At 64.6% G+C, this 24,402-nt stretch carries 24 protein-coding genes; 10 read left to right on the plus strand and 14 right to left on the minus strand.

Going from position 1 to position 24,402, the window contains the following annotated elements; genetic code table 11:
• Window positions 1–123: 123 nt before the first annotated feature.
• From AC0L3U_RS09425 to AC0L3U_RS09465, 9 genes are all read right to left on the minus strand, one after another.
• Complete coding sequence (locus AC0L3U_RS09425; RefSeq protein WP_473361602.1) at window positions 124–894, minus strand: RsiV family protein; 771 nt, start codon at window positions 892–894, stop codon at window positions 124–126.
• A gap of 53 nt (window positions 895–947) precedes the next feature.
• Window positions 948–3,104 carry a methylmalonyl-CoA mutase gene (gene scpA, locus AC0L3U_RS09430; RefSeq protein WP_473361541.1) on the minus strand — a complete coding sequence of 719 codons (2,157 nt, stop codon included), beginning with the start codon at window positions 3,102–3,104 and terminating at the stop codon, window positions 948–950.
• 23 nt (window positions 3,105–3,127) lie between these two features.
• Window positions 3,128–3,592 carry a GFA family protein gene (locus AC0L3U_RS09435; protein ID WP_473361542.1) on the minus strand — a complete coding sequence of 155 codons (465 nt, stop codon included), beginning with the start codon at window positions 3,590–3,592 and terminating at the stop codon, window positions 3,128–3,130.
• A complete protein-coding gene (locus AC0L3U_RS09440; protein WP_473361543.1) occupies window positions 3,589–5,460 on the minus strand; it encodes a methylmalonyl-CoA mutase family protein in 1,872 nt (623 codons plus the stop codon). Before AC0L3U_RS09440 ends, AC0L3U_RS09435 begins: the two co-directional genes overlap by 4 nt.
• A gap of 82 nt (window positions 5,461–5,542) precedes the next feature.
• Window positions 5,543–6,034: a 2-amino-4-hydroxy-6-hydroxymethyldihydropteridine diphosphokinase gene (folK, locus tag AC0L3U_RS09445; RefSeq protein ID WP_473361544.1), complete on the minus strand. Its 492-nt coding sequence runs from the start codon at window positions 6,032–6,034 to the stop codon at window positions 5,543–5,545.
• Window position 6,035: 1 nt separating this feature from the next.
• Complete coding sequence (folB, locus tag AC0L3U_RS09450; protein WP_027516901.1) at window positions 6,036–6,404, minus strand: dihydroneopterin aldolase; 369 nt, start codon at window positions 6,402–6,404, stop codon at window positions 6,036–6,038.
• The gene (folP, locus tag AC0L3U_RS09455; protein WP_473361545.1) at window positions 6,401–7,261 is read right to left on the minus strand and encodes a dihydropteroate synthase; all 861 of its coding nucleotides are present in this window, start codon (window positions 7,259–7,261) and stop codon (window positions 6,401–6,403) included. The genes folB and folP overlap by 4 nt, the downstream gene beginning before the upstream one ends.
• A gap of 234 nt (window positions 7,262–7,495) precedes the next feature.
• Window positions 7,496–7,903 carry a DUF4332 domain-containing protein gene (locus tag AC0L3U_RS09460; protein WP_007593543.1) on the minus strand — a complete coding sequence of 136 codons (408 nt, stop codon included), beginning with the start codon at window positions 7,901–7,903 and terminating at the stop codon, window positions 7,496–7,498.
• 26 nt (window positions 7,904–7,929) lie between these two features.
• Window positions 7,930–8,295, minus strand: coding sequence for a DUF2267 domain-containing protein (locus AC0L3U_RS09465; protein ID WP_247399217.1), 366 nt, complete (start codon window positions 8,293–8,295; stop codon window positions 7,930–7,932).
• Window positions 8,296–8,641: 346 nt separating this feature from the next.
• On the opposite strand from AC0L3U_RS09465, the gene AC0L3U_RS09470 reads away from it, so the two are divergent.
• The 3 genes from AC0L3U_RS09470 (at window position 8,642) to AC0L3U_RS09480 (ending at window position 13,179) form a co-directional block, all read left to right on the plus strand.
• Window positions 8,642–10,270, plus strand: coding sequence for a helicase HerA-like domain-containing protein (locus AC0L3U_RS09470; RefSeq protein WP_473361546.1), 1,629 nt, complete (start codon window positions 8,642–8,644; stop codon window positions 10,268–10,270).
• Between the two features lie 133 nt (window positions 10,271–10,403).
• Entirely contained in the window at window positions 10,404–11,732 is a 1,329-nt protein-coding gene (locus AC0L3U_RS09475) for a glycosyltransferase family 87 protein (RefSeq protein ID WP_473361547.1), read from the plus strand.
• 52 nt (window positions 11,733–11,784) lie between these two features.
• Complete coding sequence (locus tag AC0L3U_RS09480; protein ID WP_473361548.1) at window positions 11,785–13,179, plus strand: M20/M25/M40 family metallo-hydrolase; 1,395 nt, start codon at window positions 11,785–11,787, stop codon at window positions 13,177–13,179.
• Between the two features lie 197 nt (window positions 13,180–13,376).
• Here the strand turns inward: AC0L3U_RS09480 and AC0L3U_RS09485 are convergent, their stop codons facing one another.
• Window positions 13,377–14,156 (minus strand): class II aldolase/adducin family protein, encoded by a 780-nt coding sequence (locus AC0L3U_RS09485; RefSeq protein ID WP_007593534.1) that lies wholly within the window; start codon window positions 14,154–14,156, stop codon window positions 13,377–13,379.
• 181 nt (window positions 14,157–14,337) lie between these two features.
• Window positions 14,338–15,987 carry an ArnT family glycosyltransferase gene (locus AC0L3U_RS09490; RefSeq protein ID WP_473361549.1) on the minus strand — a complete coding sequence of 550 codons (1,650 nt, stop codon included), beginning with the start codon at window positions 15,985–15,987 and terminating at the stop codon, window positions 14,338–14,340.
• 313 nt (window positions 15,988–16,300) lie between these two features.
• Between AC0L3U_RS09490 and AC0L3U_RS09495 the strand changes: the two genes are divergently transcribed.
• On the plus strand, window positions 16,301–17,170 hold the full coding sequence (locus AC0L3U_RS09495) for a DUF308 domain-containing protein (RefSeq protein WP_473361550.1): 870 nt from the start codon (window positions 16,301–16,303) through the stop codon (window positions 17,168–17,170).
• Window positions 17,171–17,344: 174 nt separating this feature from the next.
• Entirely contained in the window at window positions 17,345–17,761 is a 417-nt protein-coding gene (locus tag AC0L3U_RS09500) for a Ros/MucR family transcriptional regulator (RefSeq protein ID WP_027569063.1), read from the plus strand.
• Window positions 17,762–17,766: 5 nt separating this feature from the next.
• Here AC0L3U_RS09500 and AC0L3U_RS09505 read toward each other — a convergent pair whose 3' ends face one another.
• A complete protein-coding gene (locus AC0L3U_RS09505; protein WP_456765174.1) occupies window positions 17,767–18,198 on the minus strand; it encodes a SufE family protein in 432 nt (143 codons plus the stop codon).
• Between the two features lie 68 nt (window positions 18,199–18,266).
• The gene (locus AC0L3U_RS09510) at window positions 18,267–18,692 is read right to left on the minus strand and encodes a DUF5330 domain-containing protein (protein ID WP_219684869.1); all 426 of its coding nucleotides are present in this window, start codon (window positions 18,690–18,692) and stop codon (window positions 18,267–18,269) included.
• 384 nt (window positions 18,693–19,076) lie between these two features.
• Between AC0L3U_RS09510 and AC0L3U_RS09515 the strand changes: the two genes are divergently transcribed.
• The 3 genes from AC0L3U_RS09515 to AC0L3U_RS09525 are packed head-to-tail and all read left to right on the plus strand — an operon-like array spanning window position 19,077 to window position 22,113.
• Window positions 19,077–21,008, plus strand: a complete 1,932-nt coding sequence (locus AC0L3U_RS09515) for a PAS domain-containing sensor histidine kinase (RefSeq protein WP_473361551.1) — start codon at window positions 19,077–19,079, stop codon at window positions 21,006–21,008.
• Window positions 21,001–21,711 carry a peptidoglycan-binding domain-containing protein gene (locus AC0L3U_RS09520; protein ID WP_473293416.1) on the plus strand — a complete coding sequence of 237 codons (711 nt, stop codon included), beginning with the start codon at window positions 21,001–21,003 and terminating at the stop codon, window positions 21,709–21,711. Before AC0L3U_RS09515 ends, AC0L3U_RS09520 begins: the two co-directional genes overlap by 8 nt.
• 57 nt (window positions 21,712–21,768) lie before the next feature.
• Window positions 21,769–22,113 carry a DUF1491 family protein gene (locus tag AC0L3U_RS09525; protein ID WP_473293414.1) on the plus strand — a complete coding sequence of 115 codons (345 nt, stop codon included), beginning with the start codon at window positions 21,769–21,771 and terminating at the stop codon, window positions 22,111–22,113.
• Here the strand turns inward: AC0L3U_RS09525 and AC0L3U_RS09530 are convergent.
• A complete protein-coding gene (locus AC0L3U_RS09530) occupies window positions 22,110–23,096 on the minus strand; it encodes a DUF2336 domain-containing protein (RefSeq protein WP_473361552.1) in 987 nt (328 codons plus the stop codon). The genes AC0L3U_RS09525 and AC0L3U_RS09530 overlap by 4 nt on opposite strands.
• 254 nt (window positions 23,097–23,350) lie before the next feature.
• Here AC0L3U_RS09530 and AC0L3U_RS09535 point away from each other — a divergent pair, with 254 nt between their 5' ends.
• Both AC0L3U_RS09535 and AC0L3U_RS09540 read left to right on the plus strand, forming a co-directional pair.
• Window positions 23,351–23,539, plus strand: a complete 189-nt coding sequence (locus AC0L3U_RS09535; RefSeq protein ID WP_027516916.1) for a hypothetical protein — start codon at window positions 23,351–23,353, stop codon at window positions 23,537–23,539.
• 15 nt (window positions 23,540–23,554) lie between these two features.
• Complete coding sequence (locus tag AC0L3U_RS09540; RefSeq protein ID WP_085395547.1) at window positions 23,555–24,316, plus strand: hypothetical protein; 762 nt, start codon at window positions 23,555–23,557, stop codon at window positions 24,314–24,316.
• The last annotated feature ends 86 nt before the right edge of the window (window positions 24,317–24,402 follow it).

Genomic DNA, 24,402 nt, shown 5'->3' on the forward strand with positions numbered 1-24,402 from the left:
TGCCTCCCAGCGGCGCCCATGATTTCGGGCGCTCTTGTCAATGGCGACATTCTAGTCGGCTTTGCAGCGCGGCTGCAAGGCAGCGCTACCAGCGCTCTGCGAGCAACCTGTCGCTCAACACGATCATTGCGGCTCGTCCGCGTCGCTCTTCGGCCGCGCGCCGCCGAAGATGCGGGTGCCTTCCGCGGTGAGATAGGGTTTCAGCGTTTCCCACGGCACGAAAGCGAGATATTCGCCCTCGGCGTAGGGGCCGACTGCGTAGGGCGGGTAGTGGAAAGTGAGGCCGGAACTCTTGCCCGCGTCGGTTGAAGGCGCGAGCGTCACGGCGCCGATCTTGAGCAGGCTCGGCTCCACGCTCTTGAACCATTCGTCGGTCGCGGTCTCGCTGGTATCGCGCTTCTTCTTCTCGATCTTCAACGATGCGATCACCGCCTTCACCATTGCCTTCATGGCCGGGCCGTTGTCGGCGGTCTCGGTGAAGAACGGGCGGATGGAGATGCGCTTGTTGTCAGTCTTGTCCCACAGGACCGTGTTCACGTCGGAGTTGGGATGGGCGCCGTGGGTATCCATGTAGTCGTTGCGGAGAATGCTGACATAGCGGTCGGCGACGACGGAGCGAACCGCATATTTGCGCTCAAAGTCCCAGCCGCCATCCCTGAAGAACTGCGGATCCTCTTTGCGCGAGGCGGTGGCTTCTGCCGCGTTCTTGTCGAGCCACTTCTTGCCTTCAGTCAGGCAGTCGGCCGCCAGCGCCGCATCGACCTTGACCTTGTCGTCGAGGAAGACGCGGGCCTCGATGCTCTTGGTCTTGATCACCGCGTCGGGCTTGGGGTCGGCAGCATGGGCAGTAGCCAACAACGCGCTGCAGGCTGCGACCACAGCTAGCGCGCGCATGAACGCCGGCGCGGAAAATATCACGCACTATCCTTTCGAAGAGCGATGGCGAGCTACGCTGCCGCCTCGCTATGCCCGAGCCGGGCGTTCAGCTTGCGGATCAGCTCTTCGGCCGCGTCCGCAATCACCGTGCCCGGCGGGAAGATCGCTTCGGCGCCGGCCGCGTAGAGCGCATCGTAATCCTGTGGCGGCACCACGCCGCCGACGATGATCATGATGTCGTCGCGGCCCTGCTTCTTCAGCGCGGCCTTCAGCTCCGGCACGGCGGTGAGATGGGCGGCCGCGAGCGAGGAGACGCCGAGGATGTGGACATCGTTCTCGACCGCCTGGCGCGCGGCTTCGTCGGCGGTTGCGAACAGCGGCCCGATGTCGACGTCGAAGCCGATATCGGCGAAGGCCGACGCGATCACTTTTTGGCCGCGGTCGTGACCGTCCTGGCCGATTTTTGCGACCAGGATGCGCGGACGGCGGCCTTCCGCCTCCTCGAAGGCGTCGATCAGCGCCTGAACCTTCTCGACCCGGTTACCCATGCTGGACGCCTCCCGCTTGTAGACGCCGGTGATGGATTTGATCTCGGCGCGGTGCCGGCCGAACACCTTCTCCATCGCGTCCGAGATCTCGCCGACGGTTGCCTTCGCGCGCGCGGCATCAATGGCGAGCGCCAACAGATTGCCGTTGCCTTCGCCGGCCGAGCGCGTCAGCGCGGCGAGCGCGGCCTCGACGTCCTTCTGGTTGCGTTCGGATTTCAGCCGCGTCAGCTTGTCGATCTGGAGCCGGCGGACATTGGTGTTGTCGACCTTGAGGATATCGATCGGAGCTTCGTCGGTCGGCTTGTATTTGTTGACGCCGATCACCGCCTGCTTGCCGGCATCGATGCGGGCCTGGGTCTTCGCCGAGGCTTCCTCGATGCGCAGCTTCGGCACGCCGGCCTCGATGGCCTTGGCCATGCCGCCGAGCTCCTCGACCTCCTGGATGTGGCTCCAGGCCTTGGCGGCGAGGTCGCGGGTGAGACGCTCGACATAATACGAGCCACCCCAGGGATCGATGATGCGGGTGGTGCCGCTCTCCTGCTGCAGGAAGAGCTGGGTGTTGCGGGCGATACGCGCAGAGAAATCGGTCGGCAGCGCCAGCGCCTCGTCGAGCGCGTTGGTGTGCAGCGACTGGGTATGGCCCTGCGTCGCCGCCATCGCTTCCACAGTCGTGCGCATCACGTTGTTGAAGACGTCCTGCGCGGTCAGCGACCAGCCGGAGGTCTGGCAATGCGTGCGCAGTGACAGCGAGCGCGGATCCTTCGGATTGAACGGCTTCAGCAGCTTCGCCCAGAGCAGCCGCGCGGCGCGCATCTTGGCCACTTCCATGAAGAAGTTCATCCCGGTCGCCCAGAAAAACGACAGCCGCGGCGCGAAGCGGTCGACATCGAGGCCCGCCGCAAGGCCGGCGCGAAGATACTCGACGCCGTCGGCCAAGGTATAGGCGAGCTCGAGGTCCTGCGTCGCCCCGGCCTCCTGCATGTGATAGCCGGAGATCGAGATCGAATTGTATTTCGGCATTTTTTGCGAGGTATACGCAAAAATGTCCGAGATGATCCGCATCGAGGGCGCAGGCGGATAGATGTAGGTGTTGCGCACCATGAACTCTTTCAGAATGTCGTTCTGAATGGTCCCTGAGAGCTTCTCCGGCGGCACGCCCTGTTCATCGGCAGCAGCGACATAGAGCGCGAGGATCGGCAGCACCGCGCCGTTCATGGTCATGGACACGCTCATCTGGTCGAGCGGAATCCCGGCAAACAGCGTGCGCATGTCGTAGATGGAATCGATGGCAACGCCGGCCATGCCGACGTCGCCGCCGACGCGCGGATGGTCGCTGTCATAGCCGCGATGGGTGGCGAGATCGAAGGCGACCGAGAGGCCCTTCTGTCCGGCCGCGAGATTACGGCGGTAGAACGCGTTGGAATCCTCCGCCGTGGAGAAGCCGGCATATTGCCTGACGGTCCAGGGCTGGTTGACGTACATGGTCGGGTAGGGGCCGCGCAGGTAAGGCGCGATGCCCGGATAGGTCTCGAGGAAGTCGAGCCCGGCCAGGTCGCCTTCACCATAGGCCGGCTTCACCAGAATGCCCTCGGGCGTCAGCCACGGCTCGGCGCTGCCGGATGGAGCGGCGGTGGCGATGCGCTCGAAGGCGACGTCGGCGAAATTGGGAATGCGGCTCATGGTTTCAACCATATCATAGGCGCTCAATCATGATCCGGATGCTGATGGCTGACGATGGTCGCCATCTTCTCCGGCCCGTAATTCTGCTGCGTGGTCTGGCTGGGCAAATTGGCGATCCCGACCACCCAACCGAGGCGGGACTCGGTGCCGAACTGCCGCGTCGGCACCACGTGGTCGGGGCGGTCGAACGCGCCGGTCATGATCTCGATCCGGTCGCCGTCGATGCGGCCAAAGCTCAGCGGCGTGCCGCAGGCGGCGCAGAAGCCGCGCTCGGCGATGGAGGAGGAGCGGAAGAACGACGGCTGCCCCTTGGTCCAGGCAAAGCCCGTCTTGTTGATGTCGGCAAAAGAGGCGAACGGCGCGCCGCTGGCCTTCTGGCACATCCGGCAGTGGCAGATCGAAACCCTGTTCGGCGCCGTCATGACTCCAAAGCGCACTGCCCCGCATTGGCAGCCGCCGGTGAGAACAGGTTTGCCTGCTTCGGTCATGGCTGCTCCATCCGTCGATACGTGTCTTGCAGCGTGGCAAGCGCGTCGCCCCCGGCGAAGACAAAACCGGTGACGCCGGCTGCACGCAGCGCCGCCTCGGCATCGGTCGGGCGGCCTGCCAGATAGATAAGTCGCGCCCCGGCGGTTTGCAGGGCCTGCGCCGCGGCTTCGGCGTGTTCCGCATAGACCTTGTCGCTGGAACAAAGACAGGCAAGCTGGGCGCCGGAAGCCGTGAACGCGGCTACGAGCGTGGCCGGATCGGCGAAGCCCTCGCTGTCGACGGCCTGGATGCCGCCGGTCTCGAACAAGCTCTTGGCAAAGCTCGCGCGCGCCGTGAAATCGGCAGGTGTGCCGAGATTGGCCAAGAACACTTTCGGCCGGGCGCCCTGTGCCTTCAACGCCGCATCGGATTTGTCGCGCAGCGCCTCGAACGGTTCCGCAAGCCGGATCGGCGGCAGCGCGTCGAACTTGTATTTTTGCTCGCCATAAGGCGCCAGCGCGATCGGCGTCGCCTTCAGCACCGTCGTCTCATTCTCGTGCAGGTTCGGAAACTCACTGGCGCCGGTCAGCACGTCGCGGCGTTTTGCGATGTTAGCGTCGCGGGCTTTTCGCGCGGCCGCGACCTTGCTCTGGAACAGGCCCTGCTGAAGCGCAGCGAAGGCGCCGCCGGCTTTCTCGCTCTCCTGGAATAGCGCCCAAGCCGCGTCGCAGAGCTGTCCCGTCAATGTCTCGATGCCGCCTGCGCCTGCCGCGGGATCGCTGACCTTGGCGAGGTTGCTCTCTTCCAGCAGCACGGCTTGCGTATTGCGCGCCACGCGCCGCGCGAACGGATCGGGCAGGCCGAGCGCCAGCGTATGCGGCAGCACGGTGATCGCGTTCGCGCCGGCGAGTCCGGCCGCAAACGTCGCCATGGTCGCGCGCAGCATGTTCACATAGGGATCGCGCTGCGTCAGCATGCGCCAGGCGGTATCGGCGGCGATGAACAGCGGTCTTGGCGTGAGCCCGCACGCCGTCTCGATACGCGCCCATAGCAGCCGCAAGGCGCGGAATTTTGCCATGGTGAGGAACTGATCTGCATCCGCGGCAAGCCGCGCATAGACCATGCCCCGCGCCTGCTCCAGCGGAACGCCCGCGGCCTCGATCGCGCGCAAATAGGCGATGCCGCAGGCGAGCACAAAGGCGAGCTCCTGCACCTCCGAGCCACCGGCATCGTGGATCACGCGTCCGTCGGCTGATGCGAACGGTCCCTTGAAGCCGAGCGCGGCGAGGCCCTTGATGCCGCCGGTGACGGCCGGAACGATCTCATCCCAGGTATAGGGGCTGTGGCCCCACACCGCGCCGGCCGCGAGCGGGTCGAGCCCGAAGCGAATGTCGCAGGCCGCGGGATCGATGCCGTTGCTCTTCACATATTCCGCGACGTGGATCGCCGCCATCCGCGATTGCGGACCGATCTCGAGCTCCAGCCCGATGCCGGCATCGAGATGGATATCCTTCAAGATCTTTGCGACTGCGTCCGCGGTCGGTTCCAGCCCGAAACCGTGAGCGGCATTGCCGCCGGCGAACACCAGCGCCAGACCCGTCGCGCCATTTTCGAGATCGGTCAGTGCCTGCGCATTCGCCGCACTTGCATCGGGATGGTCGATCCGCTGCATGATCTGCCAGGGCGCCGCCGCCGGCCGACCCACCACGGGCGCAACGCCTTTGGCGCGCGGATAGAGCGGATCGATCTTGATTCCGTCATAGGTCTTGGCGACCAGCTTCTCGAATGGCGCGCCCTTCAGCACGCCATCGACCAGCTTGCGCCAGTCGTCGACGGTCGCCTTGGGAAAATCCGCCGCCAGCGGCAGGTCGTCAGTCGCGGAGGTCATGCGGCGAGGGGCTCCCGAAAAATCTTGTTGTTCGCAGGCGAAATTGCCACGGCCGGCCGTCCCTGCAAACGGTTGTTTTTGGTTAACCGGTATCCGGAAGCCGCTCAATGCCTTGTGTCGAGACGCTGGCGAGACCGTCACGGACATGAATGCCTGCGATCACGCGGTCGGGCGCGATCTCGGCCAGCGGCACCAGCACAAAGGCGCGCTCGAACAGGCGCGGATGCGGCAGGGTCAGGTCGGGCTTCTGCATCGACACATCGTCATAGGCGATCATGTCGAGATCGAGCGTGCGCGGGCCCCAGCGCCGCTCTTTATCGCGGGTGCGGCCGAATTTCTGCTCGATCTTCTGCATCACGAACAGCAGCGCATGCGGATCGAGATCGGTCTCGATCTCGACGCAGGCGTTGATGAAAGGAGCCTGGTCCTCGTCGCCCCAGGGCGGTGTCGCATAGTCCGACGAGCGCGCGATCAACGCGGCCTGCGCCATGCCGCAGATATGGGCGATCGCCTTCTGGAACGTCGTGCGGACATCGCCGACATTGCCGCCGAGCGCAATCAGGACGCTTGCCATGTCAGGGGTGCCGCGAGCGCGTCAGCATGATGCCGACGTCGTCGAAGATCGCGGCGATCGGCGCATGAGGCTTGTGCACGGTGATCTTGACCGCACGGATGCGCGGAAAGTGCGACAGGATGGCATCGGCCACCGCGCCGGCCGCGCGCTCCAGCAGCTTGTAATTGGTGTTCTTGAAGGCTGCGGTGGTGGTCGCCACGACGTCGGCATAGGACACGGTGTCGGCGAGCCGGTCGCTGCGGGAAGGTTCCGACAGGTCGGTATAGAGCTCGAGGTCGATGACAAAACGTTGGCCGACCTCGGTCTCGTGCTCCATCACGCCGTGGCGGGCATGGATCGACAGGCCGCTCACGAAGATCGTATCGGTCATGGCTTGCTCTCGATTGCGTGCGCCACTCGCAGGGCCTGCAAGGTTTCGGCGACGTCATGGGTCCTGATGATTTTCGCGCCGCGCTGTGCGGCGATCAGATGCGCGGCGATCGAGCCGGCGAGCCGCTCTGTCGGCTCCGACGGCGACACCGAAGCGATGAAGCGTTTTCGCGAGGCACCAACGAGGATCGGCAGGCCAAACATGTCGAATTCACGCAGCCGCGCCAGCGCAATCATGCTCTGCTCGGCCGTCTTGCCGAAGCCGATGCCGGGATCGAGCACGATCTTGTCGCGGGCGATGCCCGCTTGTGCCGCGATATCCAGCGAGCGCTGAAAGAACGCCTTCATGTCCGCAACGATGTCGATGGCAGGATCGACGCTGTCGCGGTTGTGCATGACGATGACGGGGACGCTCCTCGCGGCCACTATCGGCGCCATGCCGGCATCGCGCTGCAGGCCCCAGACGTCGTTGGCAATCGCCGCGCCCTGATCGAGCGCGAAGGCCACCACTTCCGCCTTCATGCTGTCGATCGAGACCGGCACACCGAGCGCCACGATGTCCGATAGCACCGGCCTCAGCCGCGCCAGTTCGTCTTCCGCGGTGACCGGCCGCGCGCCCTTGTAGGGCCGGGTGGACTCGGCACCGATATCGATGATGTCAACTCCGGCCTCGATCATCGCCCTTGCCCGCGCGAGCGCCTGCGCGGGCGCGATGAATTCGCCGCCGTCGGAGAATGAATCCGGGGTGACGTTGAGCACGCCCATCACCGCCGGGATCGGCCGCTCCAGCAGCGTCCGCAGCACGTCAAGCCCGACTGAACCGGCCGCCGGGACGGATGGGGAAGGCGAGGCATTCATGCGGCCCGCTTTAGCGGTCGGGGAGGGGGGATTCAAGGCGGGATTGGGGGCGATCCAGTCGCCCAATGCGCTCCGGGGCCGGTGAGGGCGCGATGCTCTTGCCCACACTCCGTCATTGCGAGCGTAGCGAAGCAATCCAGGCTGCCGCTGCGGAGAGACTCTGGATTGCTTCGCTGCGCTCGCAATGACGACCGGGAAGGAGCGGTGCTCTATCTGCCCAGCCTTCTCCCTGGATCAATACGAAATCTTCGGCGGCAGCTTTTTCGCCTTGGCGATGATGTCGCCGACCGACTTTTCCGAGGGCAGGATGCGGAGGAGCTTTTTCTTCTCGTTGGCGTCCCGCATGCTCTGGGCGAGCCTTGCCGGATTTCGGTAGGCGAGCTCGCGCACGGTGGTGACGCCGGCGGCGCGGACCAGGCCGACCTTGGCCCGGCCCATGCCGGGGATGCGCATGTAGTCGGAGACGTTGGCCCATTCCAGCAGCAACTGCTCGCTGATGCCGGTCTTGGCGGAGAGCGCCTTGCGGCCCTTCACGGTCGATGCCGCCTCGAGCAGCGCGTCGGTGGTGCGGATACCGTGCGCCTTCAACTTGTTGGCGGCAAAGGCCGACAGGCCCTCAATCTCGGAGATCGGATATGTCATGATACTCGATGTGAAATGCGCAGGCGTCAGGCGAACTGGCTGAGGCCCGGGGTCCCCGCGATGATCTTGCCCATCTGATCCGCTCCGATTTTGTCTCGGCCGAAGCGAAAAAGTTCACGGGCGATGTTCTGAATCTCGGACATGCCAAGTCCCAGGCCCATCAGGCGCGTGCCCACCGCCATCAGGCCGCCGCCCATCAGCCGCGACAGTCCTCCGCCGCTGCGGGACGCCTCGATTGCCGCTTCTGCACCTGGAATCTGGTCGATCAGGACCTGGACGCTGTCGGAAGGACCCTCGTTGCGGAGGAAGCCCAGGATAATGCCGACGGTCTTTTCGGCGACAGCACTATCTATGCTGGCGTTTGTCGCCAGCCGCCCGATCAGCTCGTCCATATGGCCGCCCCTCAGCCGGTTCACATGCCGGAGTATTGCTTTCGAAAATGATCTTGAGCCGGTGCGATGTGAAATACAAGCGATGAACGCCGTCAACGTTCCGATTCATTCTCGAACGCGCGAGAAGTGTTGCAGCGATGCAAGGGCGGAGATGAAATCGGCAGAAAAATGCCGCGATGCGAATGCGTCGTTCCTACTTTCGGCGGATGTCACTCGCATGTTTCCGACGATGTCGCATGCCCGGAGCGCTTTGAATGGTTTCAATCAGCGCGCGATATGCGTTAAACTACGGAACTGGTGCATTCGAGTTTCGATATGCGAAACAGGGCAGAGAGATCAGGGAATAATGACCGCACAGGACAGCAAGCTCGGTGATACCGACGACAAGATCTTCGTCGGTAAAGGAAGCGAGCAGGCATGGCTGACGCTGGCGTTCGCCAATCGCCACGGCCTCGTCACGGGTGCAACCGGAACCGGCAAGACGGTCTCGCTGCAAGTGATGGCAGAAGGATTTGCGCGCGCCGGTGTTCCAGTGTTCGCGGCCGACATCAAGGGCGACCTCTCAGGCATCTCCGAGGTCGGCGAAGCCAAAGATTTCATCGTCAAGCGCGCTACCGAGATGGGACTGACGTTCCAGCCCGACCAGTTCTCGACGGTGTTCTGGGACGTGTTCGGCGAGCAGGGCCACCCGGTGCGGGCGACCGTCACGGAAATGGGCCCGCTGCTGCTCGCACGTATGCTCGACCTGAACGACGTGCAGGAAGGCGTGCTCAATGTCGCCTTCCGCGTCGCCGACGACAACGGGCTGACGCTGATCGACATGAAGGATCTGCGCGCGCTGCTCGATGCCATCGTGCCCGACGCCGGCAAGAAGGGGGCGGATGCCGAGGAGAGTCCGCTTGCCGAGATCAAGAAGGCGGCGCAGGGTTTTGGCAACGTCACCAAGGCCACGGTCGGCACCATCCAGCGCCAGCTTCTGGTGCTGGAGAACCAGGGCGCCACCAAATTCTTCGGCGAGCCGGCGCTGACGCTGAAAGACTTCATGAAGACCGACCGCGACGGCCGCGGCATGGTCAACATCCTCGTCGCCGACAAGCTGCTGCAGAGCCCACGGCTTTACGCGACATTCCTGCTGTGGATGCTGTCGGAGCTGTTCGAGGAGCTGCCCGAGGCCGGTGACCTGCCCAAGCCGAAGCTGGTCTTCTTCTTCGACGAGGCGCATCTGCTGTTCAACGACGCGCCCAAGGCGCTGATGGACAAGATCGAGCAGGTGGTGCGCCTGATCCGCTCCAAAGGCGTCGGCGTTTATTTCGTCACGCAAAACCCGGTCGACGTGCCGGACCGCGTGCTCGGACAATTGGGCAACCGGGTGCAGCACGCGCTCCGCGCCTTCACTCCACGCGACCAGAAGGCGGTCGCCGCCGCGGCCCAGACCTTCCGGCCCAACCCGAAGCTCGACACTGCCAAGGTGATCATGGAGCTCGGCAAGGGCGAGGCGCTGGTCTCGTTTCTCGAAGGCAACGGCACGCCGGCGATGGTCGAGCGGGTGATGATCCGGCCGCCATCGGCCCGGATCGGACCGATCACGCCGGAAGAGCGCAAGGCGATCATGGATGCAAGCCCGGTGAAGGGCAAATACGACACCGCCGTCGATGCAGAGTCCGCCTACGAGATGATTCAGAAGCGCATTGCCGGCACGGCTGCGACTGCCGATCCCGGCGCGGCTGGCGGAAATGGAAGCGGCGGTATCCTCGGCCAGATCGGCTCGATCGTCGGCACAATCTTCGGTACCAACGTCAAGCGCGGCCGCCTGTCGACGGGCCAGGTCATCGCGCGCGACATGACCCGATCGGTTACCAATCAGGTGATCGGGGGGATGGCCGCCAATATCGGCAAGTCGGTCGCCGGCCAGCTTGGTGGCTCGATCGGCCGCACGCTGGTCCGCGGCGCGCTCGGCGGCTTGCTGCGCAGGTAGGCAGAAAGCCTCGTTTGAGGCAATTCGTCCGCAGACCCGCCGCTTGTGCGCGGCGGGTACAAATTCGGGTGATCAGGACTCTCCAAGCGTCCGTTGGTCTGCTAGGTGCTATGGCCCCTGACTGGACCACATCGTGACCTCACCTGAATCTTTCGTCCGACCCGGCGCATTCCGAAACCTGTCGTTGCGTGCGCCGCTCGACCTGCTCTTCCTGCTCTGCTGCTTCATCCTAGCTGCCGATGTCCTCGGTCCCGAGATCTTTGGGCACGGCAAGACCAAGGACTACGGCCTGTGGTACTGGGCCGGGCAGCAGGTCTTAAAGGGTGGGCCGCTCTATCCCGGCGACATCCGTGCGTACTTCGAGTTCATCTATCCACCGCTGCCGGCGATCCTGCTGGCGATCCCGAGCTGGTTCGGCAAGATCGCGCTCTACAGCGTGCTGTCGATCCTGAATATTGCGGCGTGGTGGTACACCGGGATGCTCTCCAACGCCATGACCGGTTCGGGCCGCACGCCTGGCCCCTGGCTGGAGGCGCTGCCGGCTCTCGTCACCGTGACCTTCGTGTTCGACATGTTCGATCTTGGCCAGCCGAACCTCGTGCTGCTGGCGATGATGCTCTACGGCTTCTGGAGCTTGCAGCATCAGCGCTCCTGGCTCGCTGGCTTCATGTTCGCGCTCGCCACCGCCATCAAGGTGTTTCCCATTGCGGTGCTGCCCTATCTGGTCTGGCGGCGGAAGTGGGCAGCCGCCGTCGCTACGGTCGCCTTCACCAGCATACTTCTCTATATCGTGCCGGCCCCCATTCGCGGCTTCGAGCGCAACGCCGCCGAGCTCAAGACGTGGTATCAGGGCATGGTCGGGTCGAGCTCGGAACAAGGATTTGGCCAGCGCGACGAGCAGAACTGGTCGTGGGTGAACCAGTCGCTCATTGCCGTCACGCATCGGCTGGTCCGGCCAATCAATTACAATCAGGAGGATCCCAACAAGCCGCCGCGCACGATGAATGTCATCGACGTCGATTACAGGACGGCGAACTGGATCGTGCTGGCGCTGTCGGCGTTGCTCGGATTGGGCTTCGTCGCGGTCATGCCACGGCAAGCGCGGCGTACGGCGCGCTCGGACGCCGAGGAGCTCGCCATCCTGTTCTGCCTAATGACGGTGGCATCGCCCCTGGCGCGGCAATACTACTTCATGTGGCTGTTCTTCCCGATGACGGTGCTGATGCATCGTGCCGCCTTCGACGAGCGGGCGAACGTGCGCCTGGGAACCTGGCTTTCCCTTGGCGCCGCCGGCATCCTCATGCTGCTGGCGCTGCCGTGGTTTCCCAATGTCTTCCAGGCCTGGGGCAATAACCTCGTCGCCACAGCGGTCCTCGCAGCTAGTCTCGCATGGCACATCCGGCATCCGCCGGTTGCGGCTGGCCCCAACGCCGCGGCAGCGCTAAAAGCCGATAGTTCTTGAGAAGACAGCTTGAGCCCCGACGTCTTGGGATTCGAACGCAGGGAATACGACAATGGCAAATGCGCAGCTTCAATCCGTGCTCGACCACATCGACAAGGAGTTTGACAACAGCCTGGAGCGTCTGTTCTCGCTGTTGCGGATCAAGTCGATCTCCGCCGATCCGGCCTTCGCGCCCGATTGCAAGGCGGCGGCCGAGCATCTTGCCAGAGACATCGCGAGCCTCGGCGTTGCGACTGAAGTGAGGCCGACCGCCGGCCATCCCGCGGTCGTCGGCAAGAGCGTCGCGGGCGGCCGGCCGCATGTGCTGTTCTACGGCCACTATGATGTGCAGCCGGTCGATCCGATCGAGCTCTGGCACCGTCCGCCATTTGAGCCTGATGTGACCGACCATGCCGACGGCCGCAAGATCATCGTGGCGCGCGGCGCCGAGGACGACAAGGGCCAGGTCATGACTTTCGTCGAGGCCTGCCGCGCCTGGAAGAAGGTGACGGGGTCGCTGCCGATCGACGTCACTTTCCTGATCGAAGGCGAGGAAGAAGTCGGCTCGAAGAACTTCGTGCCCTTCATCGAAGCCAACAAGGACGAGTTTAGGGCGGACTACGTGCTGGTCTGCGACACCGGCATGTGGGACCGCAACACGCCGGCGATCACGACCTCGCTGCGCGGTCTGCTCTATGAGGAGCTCAAGATCACCGCCGCCAATCGCGACCTGCATTCCGGCGTGTTCGGCGGCAGCGCGATGAATCCGATCCGGGTGCTGACCAAAATTCTCGGCGGGCTGTTCGACGATGACAACCGTATCACCATTCCGGGCTTCTATGACGGGGTGAAGGACACCCCGCCGGACATTCTCGCGCAGTGGAAGAAGCTCGATTTCACACCGGACACGTTCCTCAAGCCGGTCGGACTATCGATACCGGCCGGCGAGAAGGGCAGGCTCCTGGTCGAGCAGGCTTCCACGCGTCCGACCTGCGACGTCAACGGCATCTGGGGCGGTTATATCGGTGAGGGCTCGAAGACGGTGATCCCGTCGCACGCCTCGGCCAAGGTCTCGTTCCGGCTGGTCGAAGGGCAGGATCCGCAAAAGATCCGCAAGGCTTTCCGTGAGTACGTGACGGCGCGCATTCCGGGAGACTGCAAGGTCGAGTTCGGCGACCACTCTGCCGGGCCTGCAATTGCGCTCGACTGGAACATGAAGCCGCTCGCCGCGGCCAAGACCGCGCTGACCGAGGAATGGGGCAAGGAGACCGTGCTGATGGGATCGGGCGCCTCGATCCCGATCGTCGCGGACTTCAAGCGCACGCTGGGGCTGGATTCGCTGCTCGTTGGTTTCGGCCTCGACGACGACAATATCCACTCGCCGAACGAGAAGTACGACCTCCGCAGCTTCCAGAAAGGCATCCGTTCCTGGGCGCGCATCCTCGCGGCGCTGGCGGAGGTGAAGTAGCGGGCGCTCTTTCCTCGTCATTGCGAGCGTAGCGAAGCAATCCAGAAATCTCTCCGCGGAGACAGCCTGGATTGCTTCGTCGCTTCGCTCCTCGCAATGACGGGCTAAATAAAAACGCCGCCCGGAATTGGGCGGCGTTTCATTCCGAAAATGTGTAGAGGGTGTTGAGACCTACCCTACACCAAATCCCGAAAATCTCAAGACCGGTAGCCCGGAAGCTCGCGGTCCAGCTTGCGCAGCAGCGGCGGCCACACGAGGTTGGTGGCGCGCAATTCGGCCCGATCGCGGTTGGCGAGCAGCTCGGTGTTCTTGTCGATCGCGACATCGTCGACCGGATAGACCGGCGTGCCCAGCGCGCGGGTACGTACCTGCATCGAGCAGGCTCGCTCGAGGTGATACATGCGCTCGAAGGCCGAGGCGACCGAACGGCCGACCGTCATCGTGCCGTGGTTGCGCAGCAGCATGTGGTTGTGGTCGCCGAGGTCCTTCTGCAGCCGCGGCCGCTCGTCGTGGTCGAGCGCGATGCCTTCGTAGTCATGATAGGCGAGGTCGTGGGTGACGAGCTGGGCGGTCTGGTTCAGCGGCAGCAGGCCTTCGGCGCTGCTCGAGACCGCGGTGCCGTCGAGGGTGTGGAGATGCAGCACGCAGATGGCGTCCTCGCGCACCTCGTGGATCGCCGAGTGGATGGTGAAGCCGGCGGGGTTGATGCTGTACTCGCTCTCGGAGAGCTGGTTGCCGTGCAGATCGACCTTGACCAGGCTCGACGCCGTGATCTCGTCGAACATCAGCCCGTAGGGGTTGATGAGGAAATGATGGTCGGGGCCGGGCACGCGGGCGGAGATATGGGTGTCGACCAAATCGTCCCAGCCGTAGAGCGAGACGAGACGATAGCATGCGGCGAGATTGACCCGTTGCTGCCACTCGGCCTCCGTCATATTCGACGGCACTTCCTTCAGGCGCGCTTCCGCTGGCGACATGGTTGATCTCTCCGAACATCGTTGTTGCGGGGAGGGAGGGTAGTCCTGCCGCGAGCTGCCAGCAAGGCACACAAAGCGCGGCAGTCCAGCGTAGCCCGCATGAGCGAAGCGACATGCGGGGCTGCCTGATAGGCCCCGGATGTCGCTGCGCTCATCGGGGCTTACGGTCCGGAGGAGTTTATTACGGTGCCGGGATCGAGAGCAGGCTGGAAATGCTGCTGCCGCGGATGTCGTAGACGCGGGCGAACACCACGTCGTCGCGCTTGATCTCGACCAGCACGGGCGCGGTGAGGCCCTTGCAGTAGAACTCGCCGAGCGTCATGGCGAAATCGGCGGCATTGGAATCCCAGCCGATGGTGAAATCGGGACCGAGCGCGACCTGGGCGGGGCGTTGCGGACCGCACACGGCGACTTTCCATTTGCGGTTACGCGGCGGCACTTCCTGGCGTTCGATCAGTTGCTCGCGCAATTCGTCGGAGGCCTGCTTCAGCGCCAGACCCCAATAATCCAGCATGAAGCGGTCGTCGGCACCGCGCACGGTACCGGCGATGTGGTTGAAGTGGGTGTATTGATAGGGATGCAGCCGGATCATCTCGGCGAGCGAGAGCGCAAGGCCAAAGCAGAAGGTGGCGAGCACGACCGGCTGCCAGGTGCGGTGATTGGCGCGCAGGCGCTCCATCGCCCAGCCAAAGGCAACGCCGCCGAGCACCGCCATCGGCGGGATCACGAAGACGAAATGGCGGATGCCGTTGTACAGCGCGGGCCGCTTCACCATCGCGATCGCCAGCGGCAGCGTCGCGGCGAGCGTGAGCATCAGCAGGATGGTCTTGCGGCGGGCGGGAACCTCGCGACGCGGCAGCAGTGCCAAGGTGCCGATCACGGCGCCGAACATCAGCACCAGCATCACCTCGGGCAACTGAAGCGCGAACAGCGTCGGCAGATAGGACCAGGGCATGTCCGGCACGGATACGATCGCGCCGTCGAACATCTCCTTCCAGGGTTTCTCGAAGAAGTGCGAGAAGTAGGTCAGCGCCTCGAAGGGATTGCCGGGCTCCATGATCGACCACGGCCAGATCAGCCCCATCACGAGGTAGCCGAGCACGAGACCGGGCAGCAGCACGTAGACGACATAAGCGAAGCGTCGGACCGACTCGCGCAGGCCCTCGCTGCGCAGTTCCTCCAGGAACAGCGGCATGAAGCCGATCACGGCGTAGACCAGCGCGAGACCACCGAGGATGCGGGTGCCGAGCGAAAGGCCGGCACCAAGGCCGACGATCAGAATCGTGCGCGGCGAAGGCTGCGGATATTCCTCGGCGAGGCGGACGAGACCCAGCATCAGGATGATCATGGCCACCGCGAAGGGCGCATCCTTCGGGTTCATGAACATGTGGCCGTAGAAGATCGGGCAGAGCGCGAGCAGCAAGAGTGAGGCAAGTCCCGCAAGGGGGCCGCCGACACGGCGGCCGAGCCGCCACGTCACCGCAAGTCCGATCACGCCGACGACGGCGCCGACCAGACGGCGCGTCTCGAACAGCTCGAGCGGAATCACCTTGTGCAGGAGAGCCGCGACCATGTCGAAGCCGCCGCCATACATGTAAAGGTTGGCGAAGGAGAGTGCCGCGGTGTCCTTGAAACCGGAACCGAACATGCGCAGCAGCAGGTCAGCATATTCGGCGTGGGTGTAGTCGTCCCAGCCGAGTCCGTAGTCCCGGAAGGTCAAGCCTGCAATGACGGCGACCGCAGCCAGCACCAGCATGGCGAGATCGTCGCAAGTCCGTTCAACCGAGCGCCGCAGAGGCGTGTCGATCGCCGAAGTCGTGATGGATGTCATGGCTATTGGTGACCCGGAATCCCCTCTTGGCCCTGCTGGCGCGCGCGGGCCTGCTCCCCGGAATCCCTATAGCGCAGTTCCATTACCAAGTAATTGGGCATTATGGCTAAATTCCTGATGCAACGCAGCAAATCCGACCACATCGAGAGCAGCTTAGAAGTAGCGAGCCGTAGCTGAAGGGAATGTGAATAAGTCCCTGATTTTCTTTCCTTTAGGAACGCAGGCTATAATTCGACGTTGGCGTGGAACACCGGATGACGGTATCGTGGCGTGACGAGGGTCGCGTGTGGCTGCGCGGCCGGGGGTGAGTTCGATGGCGTTGGCATTGTTGATCGCGGGGATTTTCGCCGTTTTGGCGGGCCTCCTTGCGATCCTGTTCGGCTTCACCGTCAGGGAATTCAGTCTCGGCAGTACCCTCATAATCTCCGGCACCATCGGCGTCTGCTCCGGAATGTTACTGGCCGGCCTCTATGTCGTGGTCGCGGAATTGAAGGGCATGGCCCGCCGGATCGCTGGGTCCATCGCGCCATCCGACGTTCGGGTCAGGCCCGTCCTTCCGGGTCTCGGCTTGCCTGGAACGCCTGCCACCGCCCCTGAGCCGACGGGCGCAGAGAAGATGGAGCCGGCGCCGCCATTGCCGGCCGCAGGCCCGCCGCCCTGGCAGAACGAAGCAGCCGCGCGCGAGCGTCCGCGCGCCGAGCCGCCGCCGGAGCTTCCGAGCCCGCCTGAGGTTCCGGAACCGCCACGCCGGCGCAACCTGATGTTCGCCTCGACTTCCCGTAAGGAGCGTGAGCGCGCGGAGGCCAAGACCGGCGAGGGCGTGCCGCCGCTGCCGCATGCCGAGCCGTCGGCGGAGCCTGCCGCCCCGGAGGCGCCGCCTGCGAGCTTTGACGACGCCTGGCCGAAGCCGGACCGCATGAGGCCTGCAGAGCCGCCGGCCGCCTCGCGGCGCCCGCCACCGCGCTCGCCGTCCACCTTCGCGGAGGCTGCTCCGCCGCCCGCACCGGAGCCTGCGGCCGCGGCCGAGCAGGCGCCCGTGACCGTGCTCAAATCCGGCATCGTCGACGGCATGGCCTATTCGCTCTATTCCGACGGCTCGATCGAAGCCCAGATGCCGGAGGGGATGATGCGCTTTGCCTCGATCGACGAGCTGCGCTCCCACCTCGACCAACGCGGGGCTTGAGAGCTGGCGCAGGCAAATCTGGCGCAGCCAAGTAAAGCGCTGGCGTTCTTGTCGCTTCGTCAGTAAATCAGCCCATACTCCTCAGTCGTCCCGTTTCAACCGAACGTATTGTTGACACGGAATACTTTGACGTCGTCAATCCCGTGCGAGGCAAGGTGGAGAAAGGTCGGGCCGATGTCGGATGCTGGGGCTAAGAATTTCATTGAGCTGACGGCGGGCATCGTGTCGGCCTATCTCAGCAACAATCCAACGCCTGCGGCTGAGATTCCGAACCTGATCAGCCAGGTCCATGGCGCGCTGGTGCGCGTTTCGTCGGGCCGTACCGAGACGGTGCCGCTCGAGCCCGCGAAGCCGGCGGTCTCGCTGAAGAAGTCGATCGCGCCCGATTATCTGGTCTGCCTTGAAGACGGCAAGCGCTTCAAGTCGCTGAAGCGCCATCTGCGCACCCAGTACAACATGACGCCCGAGCAATATCGCGAGAAGTGGGGCCTGCCGGCCGACTATCCCATGGTCGCGCCGAACTATGCGGTGGCCCGCTCGCAGCTTGCGAAGCAGATGGGACTGGGACAGCAGCAGCGGAAGCGGAAGTAGAATTTCTACGACGCTTCCGCGAGCGCCTCTTTCGCGTCGGTCTTGATGCGCTCGACCATCGAGCGCAGACCGTTGGAACGCTGCGGCGTCAGATGATCGCGAAAGCCGAACTCGTCGAATACGGCAATGGCGTCGGTCGCAAGAATCTCCTGCGGCGTGCGGCCGGAGTAAAGCGACAGCACGATCGCGACCAGCCCGCGCACGATGTGGGCGTCACTGTCGCCGCGATATGTCAGGACCGGCGCGCCGCCATCGCGATGATCGATCAGCTTCTGAAGCCAGACCTGGCTGACACAGCCATTCACCTTGTTCTCGGCCGAATGCTCCGCCTCGGACATCGGTTCCAGGGTGCGGCCGAGCTCGATGACGTACCGATAACGGTCGTCCCACTCGTCCAGAATCTCGAAATTATCCCTGATTTCGTCGATCGTCGTCATGCTGGCCCAAAGTTCCCGTTCAGGCCAATATAGGGACGCAAAGCGCCGAAATCGATAGGGTTTGGGCGCTAATTCGCTGTCGCGGGCGCCGGGCCGCGCCATTCCAGCGCGAGGTCGTCCTGGGACAGCGTGTCGCGCGGCGCCTCGCTGGTTGCGGTATCGCCTTCGCCGGCCAGCGCGATCGAGCCGGTGTGGTCGGGCGCCTTCTTGTCGGGCTTCTCGAGCTGCTCTTTCTTGTCGTTGATGATCTGGTAGATCTTCTTCGCGCCGTCCTGCGCGCGCTGGCCGATGATGGTCGCGGCCTGTCCGCCGACCTCGCAGGCCGCGGGCTGGCGCTTGCAGAACTGGGTCATGTCGGAGACGGCCGCGGTCGCAGCCTGCACCGCATCGGCAGCGCCGATCTGCGGCAGCTTGTCCGATTCGGGCGTCTTGTCCCGCGGCAGGAGCACCAGCACCAGCCCGAGCCAGAATGTGATGCGAAGCAGAAAGCGCATCTTGCGACCTGTATGTTAGAGCCCGCCGCGGCGATCTCCGCGGATGTCGGACCTAGCAACTCTCGATAAATCGCAAGTGATTGCCTTCCGCTTAATTCGCGGAAAAATGACTCAAGAATCTCTGCAATCGACGGTGTCGTAAATTTTCGATTGACGTCCGTGCCGTGAGCTCTGCCGCCACGCCCGTCCATCATTTCGAAACCATGCGGATCACGGTGAAACCCTGTGTTCACCATCCTCGCCGATGACGTCGCCAAATCGTCTAAAATGCCCTGCGATGACGCGGTGTCCGGCGGCGCCCCGCGCTGCCTTAGTGTTCGTTTAAGGTCGCTCTGACACGGTGGCTCAACGATAAGGAGGCGTTCCGGCGCGTCTTCCCGACGAATGAGCCGAAGCGCGAGACCCGTGACAGTTTTGAGTATCATCCGCGATTGTCTCGATGCGCTGCTGCATCCCTCCGCGCGTTACGACGCGCTGACGCGAGCGCGCCATCGTGCCTTCATGGCCCCGCGGCTGCTCGGCAGCCTGGCCGCCTTCGCCGCATTTCCGGTCTATCTCGCCATGCGCGGCGCGCCGAGCGCGATCGAGGTCGCTGCCTTCGCCTGGCTGATCGCGCCGATCCTGTTGTCCTGGTTCCTGTCGCGCACCGGCCGTTACGAAGGCGCGCATGTGCTGTCGTCGCTGGCGCTGTCGGGCCTGATCATGGCGGTTGCGGTGACGACCGGCGGCATCGAATCATTCGCCGCGATCTGGCTGGTCGTGGTTCCCCTCGAAGCTGCGCTGTCGGCTTCGCGCCGCGTCGCGGCCTTTGCCTCGCTGCTGGCGCTGTCGTGCGCCGGCATCCTGATCCTCGTCAGCCAGCTCGGCTGGCTGTCGATTGGCGACACCAGCGCTACGGAACGCGGCGTGCTGATGGCGTTCGGCGTCGCCTCGGCGACGCTCTATGCCGCGGGTCTGGCCTTCGGTGCGGAATCGCTTGCGCGCACCAGCGTTGCGCTGCTGTCGCGTGAGGAAGAGCGTTACCGCCTCCTGGCGCGAAACATGAGCGATGTCATCTCGCGGCATCAGCGCAACGGCGCGGTGCAGTTCATTTCGCCGGCGGTGGAAGCGATGCTCGGCGTGCCCGTCGCGCAACTGCTCGGCCACGGCCTGTTCGATCGGGTCCATGTCGCCGATCGCCCGGCGTATCTGACGGCGCTGTCCGATGCCGCGCGCGGCGACGTGCGCAGCGTCGAGTTCCGGTTGCGCCGGGAACGTGCCGGCTCGGAACGTGGCCAGGTTGATTTCATCTGGGTCGAGATGCGCTGCCGCCCGCTCGATCAGGATAGGGGCCGTGATGCCACGCGCGAGGCCGATGTCGTCGCCGTGATGCGCGATGTCACCGACCGCAAGCTCTCCGAACAGGCGTTCGATCAGGCACGCAGCGCTGCAGAGGCAGCGGACGCCGCCAAGACGCGCTTCCTCGCCACCATGAGCCATGAGCTGCGCACGCCGCTGAACGCCATCATCGGCTTCTCCGAGATGATCACTCAGGAGCAGACCCTGATGCTGGGTGCGGCCCAGCGCAGGGAATACGCCCAGCTCATCAACGATTCCGGCCAGCATCTGCTCTCGGTCGTCAACGGCATCCTGGACATGTCCAAGATGGAATCGGGCAATTTCGAGATGGCGTCGGAACCGTTCGCGCCGCGTGCATCATTGATGCATTGCTGCAATCTGCTGGCGCTGAAGGCGCGGGAGAACGGTGTCGATCTCGTCACCGATGCGCCGCAGGACCTGCCTGTCATGACCGGCGATCCACGCGCCTTCAAGCAGATCGTGCTCAATCTCGTCGCCAACGCCGTCAAGTTCACCGAGCGCGGCGGTCAGGTCACCGTCACAGCCGCGGTCTCGGGTTCGCAGCTTGCGCTGCGCGTCAGCGACACCGGCATAGGCATCGCGCCTGACGATCTCAAGCGCATCGGCGCGCCGTTCTTCCAGGCCGGCAAGACCTATCAGCGCCGTCACGAAGGCACCGGCCTCGGACTTTCGATCGTGAAGAGCCTGGTGGCGTTGCATCTCGGCGAATTGACGGTACAAAGCAGGCTCGGCGAGGGCACTGCCGTCACCGTCAAGCTGCCGCTGGTCTACACGCCGCAGGCCAAGACGTCTGATATGAAGACTTCTGATGGCAAGATGCCCGACAGCAAGGCGAGCGAGAGCAAGATCGCGACCTTGACGCCGGTGCTGCGCCAGGAAATTCAGGACCACGAACTTCAGGACCATCCTCACGACCAAGTTCAGGACCAACCCGCTCTGGTGAAGAAAAGTGCCTAAGAAGTCTGCCAAGGACCAAGCCGCTCCGCGCCGCCGTGGCGCCAAGGCCGCGATCATCGATGTCGAGACCGAGCGCAATCTCGTGCTGCGCGTGCTGCTGCATAGCCCCAAGGATACGCTGGCCGGTCTCGTCGCCGTCGCCGCCATCGGCGCGATCGTTGCCAATGCGCTGTTCCTGCAGACCGGCCGGCACCCGGCGCCGATGTTCGGCACCGTGATCAATCTTCCCGCACCGTCGTCCATGGCGCTGTCGAACCCCTTGCCCCGTCCGCGTCCCGTCGGCGCCGATACCTCGCCGCTCGAGCCGAGAGCGACGGAGTTTCGTGCCGAGCCCAGACCTGCCGAGCCCAGATCTGCAGACAAGCCGCCGGAGAGGCCCGTCGAGGCGACTGCATCGACGCCGCGCTCGGGCGATCCCATGACCAATCTGGTCAAGCAAACGATTGCGGCGCCGCCGTCCGTCGCGCGTCCGCCGGCGCCGATCCCCTTGCAGCAGGGCCCGGCCGCGCGGCGCATCGCCGGCGTGCAGCGCGCTCTCTCCGAATACGGCTACGGGAATTTGAAGATCACCGGCGCGATGGGCGCCGAGACCCAGTCCGCGATTCAGAAATTCGAGCGCGAGCACAAGATGCAGGTCACCGGCCAGCTGTCCGACCGCCTGCTCCGCGAGCTCGGCGCCGCGATCGGCCACCCCGTCGAATAGTCGTCACTGTTGTGCGAAGGCTGGTGCTGATTGCCGCGCTGTCCTATCGTGGCCTCCATGCGTTTGAAATCAAATATCTGGGTCTCAGCCTATTTGCGCCGGTGCCAGACCGAGGGCGTGTACGGCGCGGTGCGTCGTCGCGGCGCGGAGGAGGCGGGTGCGGTGTTCGTGAAGGTCTCGTTGCTCGACGGCAACGCGATGCTCTATGTGCCCGCGCCGCAGACCTCTTATGACGACGGTCGGCCGGTCGATCGCTTCTTCGTGCCGCTTGCGCCGCAGCCGATGCCGGAGCCGGTGGTGGAGGAGCGTCTGACCAAGGAGATCCGCTTCGACTCCGACATCTGGATCGTCGAGACCGAAGACCGCGCCGGGCGGCATTTTCTCGAGCTGGCGAAGGCCTAACGATCCGATCCGTCGGTCCCCGTCCGCACCGCGGGCGCGGAGCCGGGCTGCACGCCCGGGCGCGTCTGGCTTGCGCCCATGCGCGCGCGCTGGCGCTCGCTGTCGTGCAGCGACGGCTGGTACTTGGCACGGGTGACGGCGAGCGTCGAGCCGCGCCAGGCGGCCAGCATTACCAGCGCCGCGCGGTCGCTGAGACGATCGTAAAGCCGCGACAGCCGGTACACGTCGGTCACGGAGTTGCCGATCTCCGGCTTGAAGAACAGCAGGATGCGCTGGAACACCGGGCTCGGCATGTCGAGCGCGCGCGCGGCGACCGCGAGCGCTTCGCCGCTTGCATCGTCGACGATCTGGGCTGCGACGCGCGAGGGCAGGATCAGGCTGTCGCCGAGCTCGAAGGTGAAATTCTCGACATCGCCCGCGATCGCCGCCATCTCGAGGATCTGGATCGCGCGCTTGGCGCGGACTGTCGGAATCCGCGGCGCGGCCTTCAGCGGCGTCTCCGCCAGATTGTGCAGGATCAGCGCGCGCTCGGCAGCGCCGGCGCGGAAGAACATGTCGTGGATATCGGCCGCGTCCGTTGGCTGCATCGCCATGTTCGAGGTCATGCGCAGCTCGGCGTCGGTTGGCGTGCGAACCGGCAAGGGGGCAGGAGCGGGGGCAGGGACGGGCGCCGGGATTTCGCGCGCGAGCGGAACCCTGCGGCCCTCCTGCGCGGCCGACAGTCCGAGCTTCTGCATGATCGGCGCGGGCGTCGACGGATAGATCGCAAGCCGCGCCTTGACGGCCGCGCGCGTCGCGTCGTCGACCTGGTCGATCAGTCGTGTGGCGAGCTCGACGAACTGGCGCTGCTCGTCGTCGCTATGGGTGCTCGACTGGACATAGAGGTCGGTCAGCACGCGCAGCAGCGTCGGACGAACATCGACGCCTTCGCGACGGGAGAGGGTCATCAGCCCGTCGAATCCTGGAAACAACGACTTGGTCATGGAGAGATACGCGACCTGGAAGAGATACTCGCCGTCAGCCTATCGCGGGCTCCTTTAAAGGCTCGTTAAGGAAAACGAGGCGTGAAGCCGAACGGGCGCTTTGAAGCTTTCTCGTGCCGCAACGGGACGGCGGGTCCCGCCCGTGCGGTTACGGTCCCGTCGGCACGTTTACACCCCGTTAACCATGAACTGATCTTAATGATCTCCATGTTGCAGAGGCGCGCCGGGTCGCGCGGCAATTGAAGAGAGCTGATATGGGGACCATCATCGAATTTCCGGCCGGTCGCCGGGTGAGCGCGTCGGGGGACGTGGCTCCGCGCGCGGACATGGGCACGATTTTGATCCTTCCCGTGATCCGCATCGAGCGCGAGAGCGACGAAACCAGCGGCGATCACGGGCCGGAGCAGGGCACAGCGCCGGGGCGCCGTCGTCGTCGCCGCTAGCCTTCGGCCTTTGCAATGCCGGAGAACCTCCGCCAGATCCGGCCCGTCGTAACGGCCATCATGCTCGCAGTGCTGGGCGCGACGCTTGCCGCCTGTAGCGGCGGCGATTTCGGCCGGACCCGCGCCGACATGCGCAGCGACGACATGCATCGCTGGCTGGGCGCGGAAGTCACCTCCAGCGTCGGGCTGAAGCCATCCCAGTTCCAGCTCACTGACGAGGAGCGCCAGCTTCGCGACCTCGCCTATCCGCTGATCGAGCCGCCGCTGTCGCGGCCCGCCTGGAAGAGCGTGTTCGGCGACTACAAGGCGCTGCCCTCGCCCTGGCGGCAAAAGATCGTGTTCGACCGCACCATGTACGGTCGCACGCTGATCGACGAGCCGCACCGTTCGCATTCTTCGCGCTATACGCAGCTGATGGAGGACGTGCGCAACGACATCACCCGCTTCGAGCCGTTCTTCGCCTCCGCGATCCGCGTCATCGACCTCGACAAGAAGCGCAATGCCAGCATGGCGCGTGTCTCCTCCCTCTCGCCGAAGGAGAAGGAGGACGCGGTCGAGCGCATGCAGGAGAATTCGCTGATCATTCAGTGGGTGCAGCAGTGCCTCGAGCAGCGCGTCTCGTCCTATCGCTGGGGGCTGGAGCGGCTGGTGATCCAGGCGCCCGACGGCATGGCCGCCGATGCCGACCGCCTGATCGGCGAACTCGCCGCCCAGACCGCCAACCCGCCGGTCGCGGCCCAGCCGCCCTACGGCCGCGCGGTGGTCTCGAAAGGCTGATCATCTTACGGCTGCGCACCGGGGCCTGATTGCGTCGGGTTGGCGCGCTGCTTCTGCGGCTTTCCGCAAAATTCTTCAGCGCATCG

It is taken from the genome of Bradyrhizobium sp. Kon69 (assembly GCF_055807515.1).

What these genes read in the sequence shown, in the direction of transcription:
- AC0L3U_RS09425 (WP_473361602.1), bottom strand. Translation starts at nt 894, where the DNA reads ATGCGCGCGCTAGCTGTGGTCGCAGCCTGCAGCGCGTTGTTGGCTACT.
- scpA (WP_473361541.1), bottom strand. Translation starts at nt 3,104, where the DNA reads ATGAGCCGCATTCCCAATTTCGCCGACGTCGCCTTCGAGCGCATCGCC.
- AC0L3U_RS09435 (WP_473361542.1), bottom strand. Translation starts at nt 3,592, where the DNA reads ATGACCGAAGCAGGCAAACCTGTTCTCACCGGCGGCTGCCAATGCGGG.
- AC0L3U_RS09440 (WP_473361543.1), bottom strand. Translation starts at nt 5,460, where the DNA reads ATGACCTCCGCGACTGACGACCTGCCGCTGGCGGCGGATTTTCCCAAG.
- folK (WP_473361544.1), bottom strand. Translation starts at nt 6,034, where the DNA reads ATGGCAAGCGTCCTGATTGCGCTCGGCGGCAATGTCGGCGATGTCCGC.
- folB (WP_027516901.1), bottom strand. Translation starts at nt 6,404, where the DNA reads ATGACCGATACGATCTTCGTGAGCGGCCTGTCGATCCATGCCCGCCAC.
- folP (WP_473361545.1), bottom strand. Translation starts at nt 7,261, where the DNA reads ATGAATGCCTCGCCTTCCCCATCCGTCCCGGCGGCCGGTTCAGTCGGG.
- AC0L3U_RS09460 (WP_007593543.1), bottom strand. Translation starts at nt 7,903, where the DNA reads ATGACATATCCGATCTCCGAGATTGAGGGCCTGTCGGCCTTTGCCGCC.
- AC0L3U_RS09465 (WP_247399217.1), bottom strand. Translation starts at nt 8,295, where the DNA reads ATGGACGAGCTGATCGGGCGGCTGGCGACAAACGCCAGCATAGATAGT.
- AC0L3U_RS09470 (WP_473361546.1), top strand. Translation starts at nt 8,642, where the DNA reads ATGACCGCACAGGACAGCAAGCTCGGTGATACCGACGACAAGATCTTC.
- AC0L3U_RS09480 (WP_473361548.1), top strand. Translation starts at nt 11,785, where the DNA reads ATGGCAAATGCGCAGCTTCAATCCGTGCTCGACCACATCGACAAGGAG.
- AC0L3U_RS09485 (WP_007593534.1), bottom strand. Translation starts at nt 14,156, where the DNA reads ATGTCGCCAGCGGAAGCGCGCCTGAAGGAAGTGCCGTCGAATATGACG.
- AC0L3U_RS09490 (WP_473361549.1), bottom strand. Translation starts at nt 15,987, where the DNA reads ATGACATCCATCACGACTTCGGCGATCGACACGCCTCTGCGGCGCTCG.
- AC0L3U_RS09495 (WP_473361550.1), top strand. Translation starts at nt 16,301, where the DNA reads ATGGCGTTGGCATTGTTGATCGCGGGGATTTTCGCCGTTTTGGCGGGC.
- AC0L3U_RS09500 (WP_027569063.1), top strand. Translation starts at nt 17,345, where the DNA reads ATGTCGGATGCTGGGGCTAAGAATTTCATTGAGCTGACGGCGGGCATC.
- AC0L3U_RS09505 (WP_456765174.1), bottom strand. Translation starts at nt 18,198, where the DNA reads ATGACGACGATCGACGAAATCAGGGATAATTTCGAGATTCTGGACGAG.
- AC0L3U_RS09510 (WP_219684869.1), bottom strand. Translation starts at nt 18,692, where the DNA reads ATGCGCTTTCTGCTTCGCATCACATTCTGGCTCGGGCTGGTGCTGGTG.
- AC0L3U_RS09515 (WP_473361551.1), top strand. Translation starts at nt 19,077, where the DNA reads ATGAGCCGAAGCGCGAGACCCGTGACAGTTTTGAGTATCATCCGCGAT.
- AC0L3U_RS09525 (WP_473293414.1), top strand. Translation starts at nt 21,769, where the DNA reads ATGCGTTTGAAATCAAATATCTGGGTCTCAGCCTATTTGCGCCGGTGC.
- AC0L3U_RS09530 (WP_473361552.1), bottom strand. Translation starts at nt 23,096, where the DNA reads ATGACCAAGTCGTTGTTTCCAGGATTCGACGGGCTGATGACCCTCTCC.
- AC0L3U_RS09535 (WP_027516916.1), top strand. Translation starts at nt 23,351, where the DNA reads ATGGGGACCATCATCGAATTTCCGGCCGGTCGCCGGGTGAGCGCGTCG.
- AC0L3U_RS09540 (WP_085395547.1), top strand. Translation starts at nt 23,555, where the DNA reads ATGCCGGAGAACCTCCGCCAGATCCGGCCCGTCGTAACGGCCATCATG.